The following is a 14,687-nucleotide window of genomic DNA, read 5'->3' as shown; positions in this document are numbered from 1 at the left end:
AATAGAGCAGGAGGTTGGGTTTTATCTTTGTTGTAATAAAAATCAAGATATTATGACAACTTACAACAACCTTTTCAGAACGTTTGATGATAATTTTATAGGATTTGCTACTATGGTAGTTTTGGCGCAAAGCTGCCTCGGAGGTGTTGCCGCCATGAGTGTACTGGCAAACGGAACTTCAATTGGGCAAATGATACAATTAACCATTGTGGTACTAATTAGTATTTTGACGAATACTTCTATCTTGGCACAAATGAAACACAAAACCATTTTTAATCTTACCTTAGCAAGCCTTGTCGTGAATACATTGCTGATTATCATAAATGCTATCTAATGCCAAAAAAAAATATCGAAAACCGAGAAGACATCTCCCTTTTAGTCCGTAGTTTTTATGATAAAATAAGAGCCGATAAGGAAATTGGTCCGTTTTTTAACGAAATGATTACCGACTGGGTGCCTCATTTGGAGAAGTTGACGGACTTTTGGGAAATTAATCTTTTTGGAGGAAAACTATACAAAGGCAATCCGCTGGAAGCGCATAATAAAGTAGACGACCATTTTGGGAATACCATCAGTTCGAATGAATTTGGGATTTGGTTGAATTTATGGTTTGAAACTTTGGAGGAGCATTTTGAAGGCGAAAATGTGGAAATATTAAAACGTAGAGCACGTAAAATGGGGACTTTCTTGATGGTGAGCATTTATGAAAATCGTGCTAAAAATAAGTAGAGATTTTTTTTGAACATAGATTGGGGGGATTAAAGAAATTTATAGAAATAGCTTAGCACCTTTGCGCCTTAGCGGTAAAAGTAAGGAACACAGATTTGAGAAATTAAAGATATTTGTAGAAATCTCTTAGTGTCTTTGCGACTTAGCGGTAAAAAGTAAGGAACACAGATTTGAGAAATTAAATTAATGTATAGAAATCTCTTAGCGCCTTAGCGGTGAAAAAATCTTTGTGACCTTAGTGCCTCCTTAGTGCCCTTCGTGTTTAAATTCCAATGCATACACCAATCCAAAACCCTCAAAAGATTCGTAATAGATATTGAATTTTTTGTCGATGTTTCCAAATATCAAATCGGCTGTGGTGGTGTTGTTTTCTAGGTCGAAAGATTGGACGTTGATATGGTCTTTGAAACTGATTCCTTTTTCGTTTTGGATTTTGAAGATGGCTTCTTTGGCTCCCCAAATAACGGTGAGTTTTTGAACGTATTCGAAGGGGTTATTTTTGTCGAGGTATTCAAATTCTTTTACGGCAAACTTATCGGCGATACGGATGATTTTTTCGCGGTGTAGTTCGATGTCGATTCCCACGGTTTTGTCGCTGATGATAATGGCGGAGAAATGATGCGAATGGGTGATGGAAATATAGTTGTTGTCTTTTAAATGCGGTTTTCCGAATTCGTCATAGTATAAGTCCAAATCATTATATCCTGCTTCTTGCAATAATTTGCGAACACTTAGAAAACCACGTTGGTGCATTTGAGATTTCATGCCTTCTAATCGGGTGCGGTTTTGCATATTGAGTACTACTTCAGAACGGAGTTCGTCAAAAGTTTCAGTTATTTCCCAAACTAAGATTTGGGTGTGGGAATCGAAAAAATGGCTTTTGTATAACGGCATTATTGTGTTATTGCAGGTTTTCTAGGTACTATCTTTAAAACCTAATTTATTTTGATTAATTTTTCAATATATTTGTTTTAGCAGAGAGGAAGCATACTGCGATTTTTCGTTGAATGTTTACCTTGTTTAGCCTCAACTTGTTTGGGGCTAATTTTTTTATCCATTTTTGCGTTTGTGCCTTTTTCAAAGGCAAGCAGAGAAGAAAGCTCCTGTTCCTTTTCTTGAATATTTATTCGATAATTAGTATCGTATCGTTTATTTTTCTTCCACAAATGATAGACCATTACTAATAATTTTTTCTGTACCGCTACATAACTTTTCATTTTTATGGCGTGTTTTTCAAAAGTCCTATTATACAAATCTAAAAACGGTTTTTCTTTACATGTTATAACTATTAAAGACGGCATATGAAGAGCTCTTCTTATTCTTGAATTCCCTTTTTTAGATATCTTAGTCTTTCCAACCCTAGTTCCTGATTGAGCTTCAACAACATCATAACCAGCATAAGAAACTAATTGCTTATAGTTTTTAAATAGCTCAAAACCATTAGTTTCTGCTATTAGAGTTGCTATAGTTAAGTATCCTATTCCTTTAATTGCCAAGATATTTAAGCATTTATTATAAACTACAGCATCAGATTTAAGATGTAATTTCATTTTTTTATCTAATTCTTTCAACTGAGCATCAAACAGAGTTATAGTGCTTTTAAGTTGATCAATCAATAAATCGGAACGATACATCGAGTGTTCTAATGCATGGATTTGATTACTTATGACCGTTTTTAATTCTTGTATATTTTGATGCTGTCTGGTGTAGTGACGTAATTCATAATAGTAGCGTCCTAATGGCTCCCAAAGGCTTAAGCATTGTTCAGCTCCCATTTGTGCCAATCCTCTAGCGTCAATACTATCATTCTTAGATTTTAAACCCAAACATTCTAAGTATTTCTTTGCCTTATTAGGTAAAACTATAGATAGTTTATATCCTTTTTCAAATAAATATAACGCACAATTTTCATGATAGACACCTGTGGCTTCCATACAAACAACCAAAGGCAAATCCATCTCTTTATGCCATTTTGTTATCCAAGAGTCTAAACTTTCAAAACCAGAAACAGTGTTGTTAAAGGTTATTTTAGACTTAAACTGAACTTGTTGGTTCTCATCAATGACACAAATTGATCCATCAATTTTGCTACTAGAAACATCTAATCCCACAGAATACTTTAAAATCATAACTTTTTGATTTTTAGATAAACAAAAAACTACATGGGTCTTGGCTCATTAGTTATACTGCATCTAAATTAAAAACCTAGTGCTTAAGTACTATTGCGACTTGAAATGTAATTAAAATGAAGTTGATTAACCTAGCTTACAATATCGTATTAAACGTATCTGGCCCCGATAGAATTTTGCAACTTCATTTTGTTTATCAATTATTACTATTTTAAAGATACGTATTTTATCATTTTGTAACTATAACAAAGATATGAGCCCCGATAGCAGCGGAAATCCTTGTGGCGGCGGGCATTTATGCCGCCACAAGATTGTAGCGTATAGCGGGAAACAGCTCCAAATGAAGCGCTTATGTTTTTATATTTTGCTGGTTTAGAAAACTTTATGATCGTAAACAATTCATAAATATATGTGAATCCTTTTTAAATCGTAAGTTATTATGTAAATTTGCAAAAAATTTATAATTACAAATATACTATAAATGAGTACATCAACTATGCCTTACGTGGCTTTCAAAGTAAAAGACATTTCTCTTGCGGCTTGGGGAAGAAAAGAAATTGAATTAGCTGAAGCTGAAATGCCAGGTTTAATGGCGCTTCGTGCTGAATATAAAGATGAGCAACCACTTAAAGGTGCTCGTATTGCAGGATGTTTACACATGACGATCCAAACTGCAGTTTTAATTGAGACGTTGATTGCACTTGGTGCTGAGGTGACTTGGTCTTCTTGTAACATTTTCTCAACTCAAGATCAAGCTGCTGCTGCTATTGCTGCTGCTGGAATTCAAGTGTATGCTTGGAAAGGTTTGAACGATGTTGATTTTGACTGGTGTATTGAGCAAACATTATTCTTTGGTGAAGACAGAAAACCATTGAACATGATTCTTGATGACGGTGGAGATTTAACTAATATGGTTATTGATAAATACCCAGAATTAGTTCCTGGAATCAAAGGATTGTCTGAAGAAACAACTACTGGAGTTCACAGATTGTACGAAAGAGTAAAAGCTGGAACATTGCCAATGCCAGCCATTAACGTTAATGACTCAGTTACTAAATCAAAATTTGATAACAAATACGGTTGTAAAGAATCAGCAGTTGATGCAGTGCGTCGTGCAACAGATATCATGCTTGCTGGTAAGAGAGTAATTGTATGTGGATACGGTGACGTAGGTAAAGGTACTGCTGCTTCTTTTAGAGGTGCTGGTTCTATTGTAACCGTAACTGAAATCGACCCAATTTGTGCTTTACAAGCAGCTATGGACGGATTTGAAGTGAAAAAATTAAATACTGTTGTGGGGAATGCTGATATCATCATCACTACAACTGGAAATAAAGATATTATCCAAGGAAGTCACTTTGAGCAAATGAAAGATAAAACGATTGTTTGTAACATTGGACACTTTGATAACGAAATCGATATGGCTTGGTTGAACAAAAACCACGGCGCATCAAAAATCGAAATCAAACCACAAGTTGATAAATATACTATCGCTGGAAAGGATATCATCATCTTGGCTGAAGGTCGTTTGGTAAACCTTGGTTGTGCTACAGGTCACCCAAGTTTTGTAATGAGTAACTCATTTACAAACCAAACTTTGGCTCAAATCGAATTATGGAAAAACAGCGCCGCTTATAACAATGATGTTTATATGTTACCTAAACATTTAGATGAAAAAGTAGCAATGCTTCACTTGGCTAAATTAGGAGTTGAACTAGAGACTTTAACTGAAGAGCAAGCGGCTTACATTGGTGTTGGTGTTGAAGGTCCATTCAAACCAGAATATTACAGATACTAGTTTAAATCTTTTAATATTTCAAACCCGACAGGTTTTTAAAACCTGTCGGGTTTCATATTTTAAAAACCCTTGCATTTATGTGAGGGCTTTTTGTTTTTGGGCGTGACCCTCCGTAAAAACTTCGGGTCGGGCTATCCGTTGCTCTCCTCGCATTATTCCGCTATCGCTTCATAAGGCTGTGGGCTTTCCACTATTATCCCTCACGCGGCAGTTTGCAGTCATTCCTTTTTGGTATGCAAAACTACAAAATGTTATATTTCAAACATTTTGTTATTTTTTGTTAACACCCTTGTTTTAAACTCAATATTACTTACTTTTGCATCTCAATAATTAAGACAACAATAATAAAAATATACGATGAGAATAGCAGTAGTAGGAGCTACCGGTATGGTAGGTGAGATTATGTTAAAAGTTTTAGCAGAACGAAATTTTCCAGTAACCGAATTAATTCCAGTAGCTTCTGAGAAATCAGTAGGAAAAGAAATTGAATTCAAAGGAGCAAAATACAAAGTAGTAGGATTACAAACTGCTGTAGATATGAAAGCGGATATCGCTTTATTTTCTGCAGGAGGAGAAACTTCTTTGACTTGGGCACCAAAATTTGCTGAAGCAGGAACTACTGTAATTGACAACTCATCAGCTTGGAGAATGGATCCTACTAAAAAATTAGTAGTTCCTGAAATCAACGCATCTGAATTAACAAAAGAAGATAAAATTATTGCAAACCCAAACTGTTCGACTATCCAAATGGTATTGGCTTTGGCTCCTTTGCATAAAAAATACAACATCGAGCGTGTGATTGTTTCTACTTACCAATCGATTACTGGAACGGGAGTAAAAGCAGTACAACAATTCGAAAATGAAGTGGCTGGTGTTAAAGGGGATATGGTGTACAAATACGAAATCAACCGTAACTGTATTCCACAATGTGATGTTTTTGAAGCAAACGGATACACTAAAGAAGAGATGAAATTGGTTAAAGAAACTAAAAAAATCTTAGGTGATGACAGCGTAAAAGTAACGGCCACTGCAGTACGTGTGCCAGTTGTAGGTGGACATAGTGAGGCGGTAAACATTGAGTTTAGCAATGACTTCGACGTAAATGAAGTACGCACTATCTTAAGCCAGACTGACGGAGTTACTGTTCAAGATAATTTGGATACCTTCACTTACCCAATGCCAAAATACGCTGAAGGGAAGAACGATGTATTCGTAGGTCGTATTCGTCGTGACGAAAGCCAAGACAATACATTGAACATGTGGATTGTTGCTGACAACTTGAGAAAAGGAGCTGCTACAAACACGATTCAAATCGCTGAATACTTGATTAAAGCAAAACTAGTATAAGCTAATTTTTAAAACATATAAGTCATATAAGTTTTAGAAACAGAAATTTTGAACCATTAAGGGATTAAGAAAAGTTAAGTGTAGCGCTTAATGAAACTTAATATCTTAATGGTTTTTTATTTTAAAAAACTTATATGACTTATATGTTTAATCATTTTCCTCAAAGAAATTCTTTTTTGTTTTCCTACCTTTGCCCCGCATGAAAAAGAATCAGATTGTCATAGCGCTCTCTTTAGTTGTAACCATATTGTTCTCAATAGTGTTGCAATCTTTTCATGCTCATGAACATCATTTGGAGCAATTAGCACAGCCTAAATGCCATCATGAAAGCCAAGGCAATAAATCTCAATTCACACATCAGCATTACAAAGCGGAGGCGTGTAAAGTTTGTCATTTTGCTTTTGGGAGTTATATCACCCCAGAAATTTTTCACTATCAGTTTTACACTGACTACAAATTAATTCCTTATTTCTCGGTAACTGCCAAGAAAATCATTTCTTTTTCAGGTAGTTTATATTCTTTAAGAGGACCGCCAGTATTGTAAAGAATATTAGGTTTACCATTAATTACCGATGGTAGAGATGCACCGCAGTGCATCTTTACTATGAGTTATCTGTGATATATACCTAATAATTCCAATTTACGATTATTCGATTTGTAGAGACGCACTGTAGTGCGTCTAATTAACATTCGTAAAGACGCACTGCAGTGCGTCTCTACTATATTGTCTTTCAGTTTCAATTTATACACATCATCAATGAAAAACTATATCATAGCCCTAGTCTTAGGGTTCACGGCTTTGTTACAAGCACAAAACAAATTATCAGGAACGGTTACAACCAATGACAATCAACCGCTCAAAGGAGTCTCGGTTTATATCGCAGAATTGCACAAAGGAACAACGACTAATGAGCAAGGAGTTTACAGTTTTGCGAATTTGCCTAACGGAAATATAAAACTGAGTTTTATTTTTATAGGTTTTACCACTCAAAATAAAACCATCAATCTTCAAGAAAAAGAGACCCTTTTTGATGTAACGATGGAAGAAACCTTATTCGAAATGGATGAGGTAATTGTGTCCACCGCTTTTAACAAAATCCAATCGCAAAACGTGATGAAAGTCGAACATGCTTCCATCAAAGAATTGCAGCAAAAAGGGACTTCAACTCTAATCGAAGGATTGGCTACTATTCCAGGGGTTTCTCAAGTTTCTACGGGAACCTCGATTGGGAAACCCGTGATTCGTGGTTTGAGTGGGAATCGCGTTTTGGTGTATTCACAAGGTGTACGCATCGAAAACCAACAGTTTGGGGACGAGCATGGGTTGGGACTAAACGATTCAGGTGTCGAAAGTGTTGAGGTTATCAAAGGGCCTGCTTCATTATTATATGGCTCAGACGCTTTGGGAGGAGTGTTGTATTTCAACCCGGAAAAATTTGCGGATGCCCATACGTTCAAAACTAATTTTAGTCAAAAGCTATTTTCGAATACCTTAGGTTCGAATACATCACTTGGTCTAAAAACTTCTACCGAAAACTGGAAATTCTTAGTAAGAGGAAATTATGTTACGCATTCGGATTACACCATTCCAGATGGAGACAGAGTAACGAATTCCCGTTACAATGAAACGGATTTCAAAACAGGATTAGGCTATAGCAATTCGAGTTTTTCAACGGTTTTTAGATACAACTTCAACCGTCTTGATTTAGGATTGCCAGAGGAAATGGGAGAGCAAACAACTACAAAAACTACCGATTATCCTCGTCAAGGAGTGGACAACCATTTGTTGAGTTTGAACTCTGTGGTGTATTTTAAAAATTCCAAACTAGATTTGGATTTGGGCTATATTGCCAATGACCGTCAAGAATTTGAAGACAGTCCAACTGCTATTTTGCAAATGAAACTAAAAACCTTTAATTACAATGCGAAGTATCATTTGCCAAAAGTAGGAAAGATGGAATCTATCGTTGGTGTGCAAGGAATGCATCAAACCAATACCAATTTTGGAGAAGAATATTTAATTCCGGATGCAACTACCAATGATTTAGGAGTTTTTGGAACAGCCAATTACGAGTGGAAATCCAATGTGATTCAGGGTGGAATTCGTTTTGATAATCGAAAATTAAGCAGTTTGGAGCATGGCGAATCGGGTGAAGAAGGTTATTTTCAAGCTATCGACAAATCCTTTGATAGTTTCAATGCCGCATTGGGATACAAAACCAATCTAACCCAAGAGTTAACCTTGCGTCTTAATCTTGCCTCAGGATTTAGAGCACCTAATTTGGCTGAATTATCCTCCAACGGTGTTCACGAAGGAACCAACCGTTACGAAATAGGAAATGCAAACTTAAAAAACGAGCAAAACATTCAAACCGACTTGAACCTAGAGTACAAAAACACCCATTTTGAGTTTTTTGTTAATGGGTTTTACAACCACATCAATAATTACATTTTCACCTCGCCTACAGGAGCGGTTTTGGATGATAATGTGGTTTTTGAATACATTCAAGATGATGCTAAATTGTTCGGTGGAGAAGTAGGTTTGCATTTGCATCCACATCCGTTGGATTGGTTGCATTTTGAAACCAGTTTTGAAACCGTAACAGGTAAAAAACAAAACGGCGATTACCTGCCTTTAATTCCTGCCAACAACTGGAACAACACCATTCGCACCGAATTCTCAATCAAAAACTGGTTAAAAGAAGGATTCGCGACTTTGAATTTGAATACTTTTTTCAATCAAAATAATGTCAGCGGTTTTGAAACAAGTTCAAATGGCTATACACTATTAAATCTTGGTTTAGGCGGAAAACTAACTGTGGGTAAAACCGTTTTCAACTTAAACTTAAACGGAAACAATTTGTTGAACAAAAGCTATATCGCTCACCTTTCTAGATTAAAAACGGATGGAATTCCAAATATTGGAAGGAACATTGTTTTAGGAGTCAACTTCGATATTTTTTAAACATATAAGTTTTTTTGTTTTTAAACCATTTAAGAAAAGTAGGAGCATTTAAGCGTTGAACATATTTTTTGAACCATTAAGGCATTAAGGATATTAAGTTTTTGAACTTATTTCTTATAGCTTTAATGGTTTTTTCTTTTTAGATGATTCTTATATTTTCTTATATGTCTTATATGGTTATTTTTTTTTACACTTAATTTTTCTTAATCTCTTAATGGTTTTATTTTTAAGTGTTAATGGTTACACAGTGCAATTCTTAAATGCTCTTAGATTTCTTATATGGTTAGCCTTTTTCATCATTAGTTAAACTTAATTTTTCTTAACTTCTTAATGGTGAAAATTTTTTAAGTCTGAAATGTTATAAAACTTATATGACTTATATGTTTCAACCGTTTTATCCCTATTTTTGCTAAGCCTTCAATCTAACTCATGAAAAAAATATTCTTTTTAATGACAACAATTTCAGCCTTAGGACAAAATAACATCCAATACCCAAAAACCGAAAAAGGCCCTATAATCGACACCTATTTCGATACCCAAATCCCCGACCCATACCGTTGGCTCGAAGACGACCGCTCACCCGAAACTGCCGCTTGGGTCAAAGCTCAAAACAAAGTGACGTTTGACTATCTAGACCAAATTCCGTTTAGAGATGCAATCAAAAGCCGAATGGAGCAATTATGGAATTACGAAAAACAAAGCGCCCCTTTCAAAGAAGGGAATTACAGCTATTACTATAAAAACAACGGACTCCAAAACCAATCCGTTTTGTACCGAAAAGACAAATCCGGAAAAGAAGAAATCTTCCTAGACCCGAATAGCTTTTCAGCAGATGGAACAACCTCATTGGGCGAAATTAGTTTTTCCAAAGACGGTTCACTCTTGGCATATTCCATTTCAGAGGGCGGAAGCGACTGGCGCAAAGTCATTGTTTTAAACGCCATTACCAAAGAACAAATTGGCGATACGCTGATAGATGTCAAATTCAGTGGCTTGTCATGGTTGGGCAACAAAGGCTTTTATTATTCCAGTTATGAAAAACCCCAAGGAAGCCATCACTCAGCCAAAACCGATCAACACAAACTGTATTTTCATGCCATTGGCACTAGCCAAAAATCAGATATAGTAATCTTTGGCGAAAGCCAAAAACGCCGTTATGTAGGCGGTTCAGTGACCGAGGATGATCGTTATTTAGTCATCACAGCGGCCAATACCACTTACGGAAACGAACTCTACATCAAAGACCTTACAAAGGCCAACAGCCCAATCTTTACTGTAGTGGATAATTTTGAGAGTGACAATAATGTCATCGACAATCAAGGCAGCCAACTCTTTATAGAAACCGACCTGAATGCACCCAACAAACGCATCATCACCGTTGATTTCCAAAACCCAACGGTCGAAAACTGGAAAGATTTCATCCCAGAAACGCAAAACGTATTAAACATCGGCACCGCTGGAGGTTTTTTCTTTGCGCATTATATGCAAGACGCCGTTTCGGTAGTGGAGCAATACAATGGCAAAGGACAAAAGCTAAGAACCATTCAGCTTCCTGATTTAGGAACCGCTTCGGGTTTTAGTGACAAGAAAAAGGAAACGGTTTTGTATTATACTTTTACAAATTACACCACCGCAGGGAATATCTATGCCTTAGACACCCAAACAGGAAAATCAAGCCTATACCGAAAATCAAAAGCCGATTTCCAGTCGGATAATTATGAAACCCACCAAGTGTTTTATACCTCCAAAGATGGAACCAAAATCCCGATGATGATTACCCACAAAAAGGGTATCACCCTCAACGGACAAAACCCAACTATACTTTACGGTTACGGAGGTTTTAACATCAGCCTAACGCCAAGTTTTAGCATCGCCAATGCCGTTTGGATGGAAAACGGCGGCATCTATGCTGTAGCCAACCTTCGTGGAGGTGGCGAATACGGCAAAAAATGGCACGATGCCGGAACCCAGCAACAAAAACAAAACGTTTTTGATGATTTTATCGCCGCGGCCGAATATTTGATAAATAATAAATACACTTCCAAAAACTACCTCGCCATCCGTGGTGGGTCTAACGGAGGTTTGCTTGTAGGTGCTGTCATGACCCAGCGTCCGGACCTCATGCAAGTGGCCCTGCCCGCAGTTAGCGTGCTCGATATGTTGCGCTACCACAGCTTTACCGCAGGCGCAGGCTGGGCATACGATTACGGAACCGCACAGGACAGCAAACCCATGTTCGACTACCTCCGCAACTACTCGCCCGTACACAACGTCAAGGCCGGCACGCACTATCCCGCCACCCTGATTACCACCGGCGACCACGACGATAGAGTAGTGCCCGCACACAGTTTCAAGTTTGCCGCCGAGTTACAAGCCAAACAAACAGGCACCAATCCAACCCTCATTCGCATCGATGTCAAAGCAGGCCACGGCGCCGGAAAATCAGTAGCCGCCACGATACAAGAAAACGTCGATATCCAAGCCTTTACCCTCTATAACATGGGAATCACGCAATTACCAAAATAAGAATTAGGAGCAGAATAAATTCGTTTTACAAGAACGCCTCGTCCCGCTTTCCGTTATATCTCTTGTTCCGCAAGCTCCACAAGAGGATATCACTGCAATCGGGGCTCATATCTTTGTTATAGTTACAAAATGATAAAATACGTATCTTTAAAATAGTAATAATTGATAAACAAAATGAAGTTGCAAAATTCTATCGGGGCCAGATACGTTTAATACGATATTGTAAGCTAGGTTAATCAACTTCATTTTAATTACATTTCAAGTCGCAATAGTACTTAAGCACTAGGTTTTTAATTTAGATGCAGTATAACTAATGAGCCAAGACCCATGTAGTTTTTTGTTTATCTAAAAATCAAAAAGTTATGATTTTAAAGTATTCTGTGGGATTAGATGTTTCTAGTAGCAAAATTGATGGATCAATTTGTGTCATTGATGAGAACCAACAAGTTCAGTTTAAGTCTAAAATAACCTTTAATAACACTGTTTCTGGTTTTGAAAGTTTAGACTCTTGGATAACAAAATGGCATAAAGAGATGGATTTGCCTTTGGTTGTTTGTATGGAAGCCACAGGTGTCTATCATGAAAATTGTGCGTTATATTTATTTGAAAAAGGATATAAACTATCTATAGTTTTACCTAATAAGGCAAAGAAATACTTAGAATGTTTGGGTTTAAAATCTAAGAATGATAGTATTGACGCTAGAGGATTGGCACAAATGGGAGCTGAACAATGCTTAAGCCTTTGGGAGCCATTAGGACGCTACTATTATGAATTACGTCACTACACCAGACAGCATCAAAATATACAAGAATTAAAAACGGTCATAAGTAATCAAATCCATGCATTAGAACACTCGATGTATCGTTCCGATTTATTGATTGATCAACTTAAAAGCACTATAACTCTGTTTGATGCTCAGTTGAAAGAATTAGATAAAAAAATGAAATTACATCTTAAATCTGATGCTGTAGTTTATAATAAATGCTTAAATATCTTGGCAATTAAAGGAATAGGATACTTAACTATAGCAACTCTAATAGCAGAAACTAATGGTTTTGAGCTATTTAAAAACTATAAGCAATTAGTTTCTTATGCTGGTTATGATGTTGTTGAAGCTCAATCAGGAACTAGGGTTGGAAAGACTAAGATATCTAAAAAAGGGAATTCAAGAATAAGAAGAGCTCTTCATATGCCGTCTTTAATAGTTATAACATGTAAAGAAAAACCGTTTTTAGATTTGTATAATAGGACTTTTGAAAAACACGCCATAAAAATGAAAAGTTATGTAGCGGTACAGAAAAAATTATTAGTAATGGTCTATCATTTGTGGAAGAAAAATAAACGATACGATACTAATTATCGAATAAATATTCAAGAAAAGGAACAGGAGCTTTCTTCTCTGCTTGCCTTTGAAAAAGGCACAAACGCAAAAATGGATAAAAAAATTAGCCCCAAACAAGTTGAGGCTAAACAAGGTAAACATTCAACGAAAAATCGCAGTATGCTTCCTCTCTGCTAAAACAAATATATTGAAAAATTAATCAAAATAAATTAGGTTTTAAAGATAGTACCTATTTAGAATGAGTTATTTTCATAATAATAGAAGAACCGTTAATCGATGAGATTGGCGGTTTAATAAAAAATTTTAATTTTAAAAGGAATCATTTTTATTGATAAATTTGAAGACATAGCATTGTGAACAAAAGTTGAATACTAAAATTAATCTATATGGAATTTTCGGAAGTATATGTTTATGGAGACCAACCTACAACATGTCCTGTATGTGGTAATAGAACTGAAATAAAGTCTGAATCTTTAGATTCTAAAAATACGCAGAATCATATATTTCTTACTACTTCATGTGGATTTGAGTTTATTTGTCAAAACGACATAGAATAAAAAATTATGGCAAAAAGACTGTGGACAAAAGAAGAACTAATACTTGCCTTTAATTTATACTTAAAAATTCCCTTTGGAAAAATGCATAGTACAAATAAAGGGATCATTCATCTTGCTGGTTTAATAGATCGTACCCCTAGTTCTATTGCTTTGCGTTTAGTGAATTTTGCGAGCGTTGATCCTGCTTTGCAAGCAAGAGGAATTAAAGGCATGAGTGGCGGTACGAAAATTGTTCAGCCTATTTGGGATGAGTATTTTCATAATCAAGAAGAATTAATCTTTCAAAGTGAAATCATATTAGCCCAAAAAGAAAATATCGATATTGAGGAAAAGTACAACGATCTCTTTTTAGGATTAAAAGATGTAAAAGGGGAGACAAAAATACGAGAAGTCAAAACAAGAGTTAATCAGTCTGTTTTTAGACAAATGATTCTAGCTAATTATAGTAAAAAATGCGCTATTTCAGGAATCGATATTCCTGAATTATTATTAGCAAGTCATATTGTCCCTTGGTCAAAAGATGAAAAGGAAAGATTAAATCCTGAAAATGGTATCTGTCTCTCGGCTTTGTATGATAAAGCATTTGATAAAGGTTTAATAGGTATTAATCAAAACTATCAAGTCATTTTGTCTACTGGTTTGAAAAAGAAAATTAAATCTGATTTTTACCAAATTCATTTTGGAAGTATTGAAAATTTAAAAATTACTGAGCCAGTTAAATATTTACCGAGAAAAGAATTTTTAGAGTTCCATTTAGATACAATTTTTGAAAAATGAAAAACAAGAAAAAATTATTCGCAATTTATAAAAATGGAGAATATTTAGGAAATCAAAAAGGCTTTGACGAAATCGAAGCAATTAAGATTTATATTGTAGAATCTCATTTAGAAAGTTTTTTGGACGATGAGTTGTTTCTGAAACATTATAAAGCTGTTGAAGCAATACAGGATAAGCATTTTTTCAAATCAAGATATATTAATTTATAATATATTTTTCCGCAATATCTACCCGCAATCTTGTCATCTCGACGTAGGAGAGATCTCCGTAAGCTACGTCACGTGCAGGGAATGACATTCTGTGTGTTACATACTTTGTGGAGTTTCTAGCGGAGTTTCCTCGTTCCTCGGAATGACAAGTCTGGGGTTACTGTGTGGAGTTTGATTGTGGAGTTTCTTTGGGGCACAATTTTCATGATGGATTCTTTACTGAGTTTTTTACAATCTTTTTTGTTGCAATTTTTGTGTAATTTTACTTTTTATCCGCAATCTCTACCCGCAAACTTGTCCTCCCGAC

Annotated in this window: 12 protein-coding genes; 10 read left to right on the top strand and 2 right to left on the bottom strand. The window is 35.8% G+C overall.

Annotated elements, in window-relative coordinates:
• Window positions 1–52: 52 nt before the first annotated feature.
• Together SLW70_RS01940 and SLW70_RS01935 are read left to right on the top strand one after the other, a co-directional pair.
• The gene (locus SLW70_RS01940) at window positions 53–334 is read left to right on the top strand and encodes a hypothetical protein (protein ID WP_320890238.1); all 282 of its coding nucleotides are present in this window, start codon (window positions 53–55) and stop codon (window positions 332–334) included.
• Window positions 334–729 (top strand): group III truncated hemoglobin, encoded by a 396-nt coding sequence (locus tag SLW70_RS01935; RefSeq protein WP_320890237.1) that lies wholly within the window; start codon window positions 334–336, stop codon window positions 727–729. Before SLW70_RS01940 ends, SLW70_RS01935 begins: the two co-directional genes overlap by 1 nt.
• A 246-nt stretch (window positions 730–975) precedes the next feature.
• On the opposite strand, the gene SLW70_RS01930 is transcribed toward SLW70_RS01935, so the two are convergent.
• Both SLW70_RS01930 and SLW70_RS01925 read right to left on the bottom strand, forming a co-directional pair.
• Entirely contained in the window at window positions 976–1,623 is a 648-nt protein-coding gene (locus SLW70_RS01930; protein WP_320890236.1) for a 4'-phosphopantetheinyl transferase family protein, read from the bottom strand.
• Between the two features lie 77 nt (window positions 1,624–1,700).
• Window positions 1,701–2,858: an IS110 family transposase gene (locus SLW70_RS01925; RefSeq protein ID WP_320890227.1), complete on the bottom strand. Its 1,158-nt coding sequence runs from the start codon at window positions 2,856–2,858 to the stop codon at window positions 1,701–1,703.
• A gap of 481 nt (window positions 2,859–3,339) precedes the next feature.
• Here SLW70_RS01925 and ahcY point away from each other — a divergent pair, with 481 nt between their 5' ends.
• The 8 genes from ahcY (at window position 3,340) to SLW70_RS01885 (ending at window position 14,380) form a co-directional block, all read left to right on the top strand.
• Window positions 3,340–4,656 (top strand): adenosylhomocysteinase, encoded by a 1,317-nt coding sequence (ahcY, locus tag SLW70_RS01920; protein WP_320890235.1) that lies wholly within the window; start codon window positions 3,340–3,342, stop codon window positions 4,654–4,656.
• A gap of 357 nt (window positions 4,657–5,013) precedes the next feature.
• The gene (locus SLW70_RS01915; protein WP_320890233.1) at window positions 5,014–6,003 is read left to right on the top strand and encodes an aspartate-semialdehyde dehydrogenase; all 990 of its coding nucleotides are present in this window, start codon (window positions 5,014–5,016) and stop codon (window positions 6,001–6,003) included.
• Window positions 6,004–6,202: 199 nt separating this feature from the next.
• Entirely contained in the window at window positions 6,203–6,547 is a 345-nt protein-coding gene (locus SLW70_RS01910) for a hypothetical protein (protein WP_320890232.1), read from the top strand.
• A 213-nt stretch (window positions 6,548–6,760) separates the two neighbouring features.
• Complete coding sequence (locus SLW70_RS01905) at window positions 6,761–8,968, top strand: TonB-dependent receptor (protein ID WP_320890231.1); 2,208 nt, start codon at window positions 6,761–6,763, stop codon at window positions 8,966–8,968.
• Window positions 8,969–9,397: 429 nt separating this feature from the next.
• The gene (locus SLW70_RS01900) at window positions 9,398–11,494 is read left to right on the top strand and encodes a prolyl oligopeptidase family serine peptidase (RefSeq protein ID WP_320890229.1); all 2,097 of its coding nucleotides are present in this window, start codon (window positions 9,398–9,400) and stop codon (window positions 11,492–11,494) included.
• Between the two features lie 362 nt (window positions 11,495–11,856).
• Entirely contained in the window at window positions 11,857–13,014 is a 1,158-nt protein-coding gene (locus SLW70_RS01895) for an IS110 family transposase (RefSeq protein ID WP_320890227.1), read from the top strand.
• Window positions 13,015–13,400: 386 nt separating this feature from the next.
• Window positions 13,401–14,171 (top strand): HNH endonuclease, encoded by a 771-nt coding sequence (locus tag SLW70_RS01890; RefSeq protein ID WP_320890225.1) that lies wholly within the window; start codon window positions 13,401–13,403, stop codon window positions 14,169–14,171.
• A complete protein-coding gene (locus SLW70_RS01885) occupies window positions 14,168–14,380 on the top strand; it encodes a hypothetical protein (protein ID WP_320890223.1) in 213 nt (70 codons plus the stop codon). The genes SLW70_RS01890 and SLW70_RS01885 overlap by 4 nt, the downstream gene beginning before the upstream one ends.
• Window positions 14,381–14,687: the final 307 nt, after the last annotated feature.

This window comes from Flavobacterium sp. NG2 (assembly GCF_034119845.1).
Classification (GTDB): Bacteria; Bacteroidota; Bacteroidia; order Flavobacteriales; family Flavobacteriaceae; genus Flavobacterium.
Note: the sequence above shows the minus strand (reverse complement) of the source record. Positions and strands in the feature narration are given on the sequence as shown.

Coding starts and splice junctions, on each gene's coding strand:
- SLW70_RS01940 (WP_320890238.1), top strand. CDS start 53: ATGACAACTTACAACAACCTTTTCAGAACGTTTGATGATAATTTTATA.
- SLW70_RS01935 (WP_320890237.1), top strand. CDS start 334: ATGCCAAAAAAAAATATCGAAAACCGAGAAGACATCTCCCTTTTAGTC.
- SLW70_RS01930 (WP_320890236.1), bottom strand. CDS start 1,623: ATGCCGTTATACAAAAGCCATTTTTTCGATTCCCACACCCAAATCTTA.
- SLW70_RS01925 (WP_320890227.1), bottom strand. CDS start 2,858: ATGATTTTAAAGTATTCTGTGGGATTAGATGTTTCTAGTAGCAAAATT.
- ahcY (WP_320890235.1), top strand. CDS start 3,340: ATGAGTACATCAACTATGCCTTACGTGGCTTTCAAAGTAAAAGACATT.
- SLW70_RS01915 (WP_320890233.1), top strand. CDS start 5,014: ATGAGAATAGCAGTAGTAGGAGCTACCGGTATGGTAGGTGAGATTATG.
- SLW70_RS01910 (WP_320890232.1), top strand. CDS start 6,203: ATGAAAAAGAATCAGATTGTCATAGCGCTCTCTTTAGTTGTAACCATA.
- SLW70_RS01905 (WP_320890231.1), top strand. CDS start 6,761: ATGAAAAACTATATCATAGCCCTAGTCTTAGGGTTCACGGCTTTGTTA.
- SLW70_RS01900 (WP_320890229.1), top strand. CDS start 9,398: ATGAAAAAAATATTCTTTTTAATGACAACAATTTCAGCCTTAGGACAA.
- SLW70_RS01895 (WP_320890227.1), top strand. CDS start 11,857: ATGATTTTAAAGTATTCTGTGGGATTAGATGTTTCTAGTAGCAAAATT.
- SLW70_RS01890 (WP_320890225.1), top strand. CDS start 13,401: ATGGCAAAAAGACTGTGGACAAAAGAAGAACTAATACTTGCCTTTAAT.
- SLW70_RS01885 (WP_320890223.1), top strand. CDS start 14,168: ATGAAAAACAAGAAAAAATTATTCGCAATTTATAAAAATGGAGAATAT.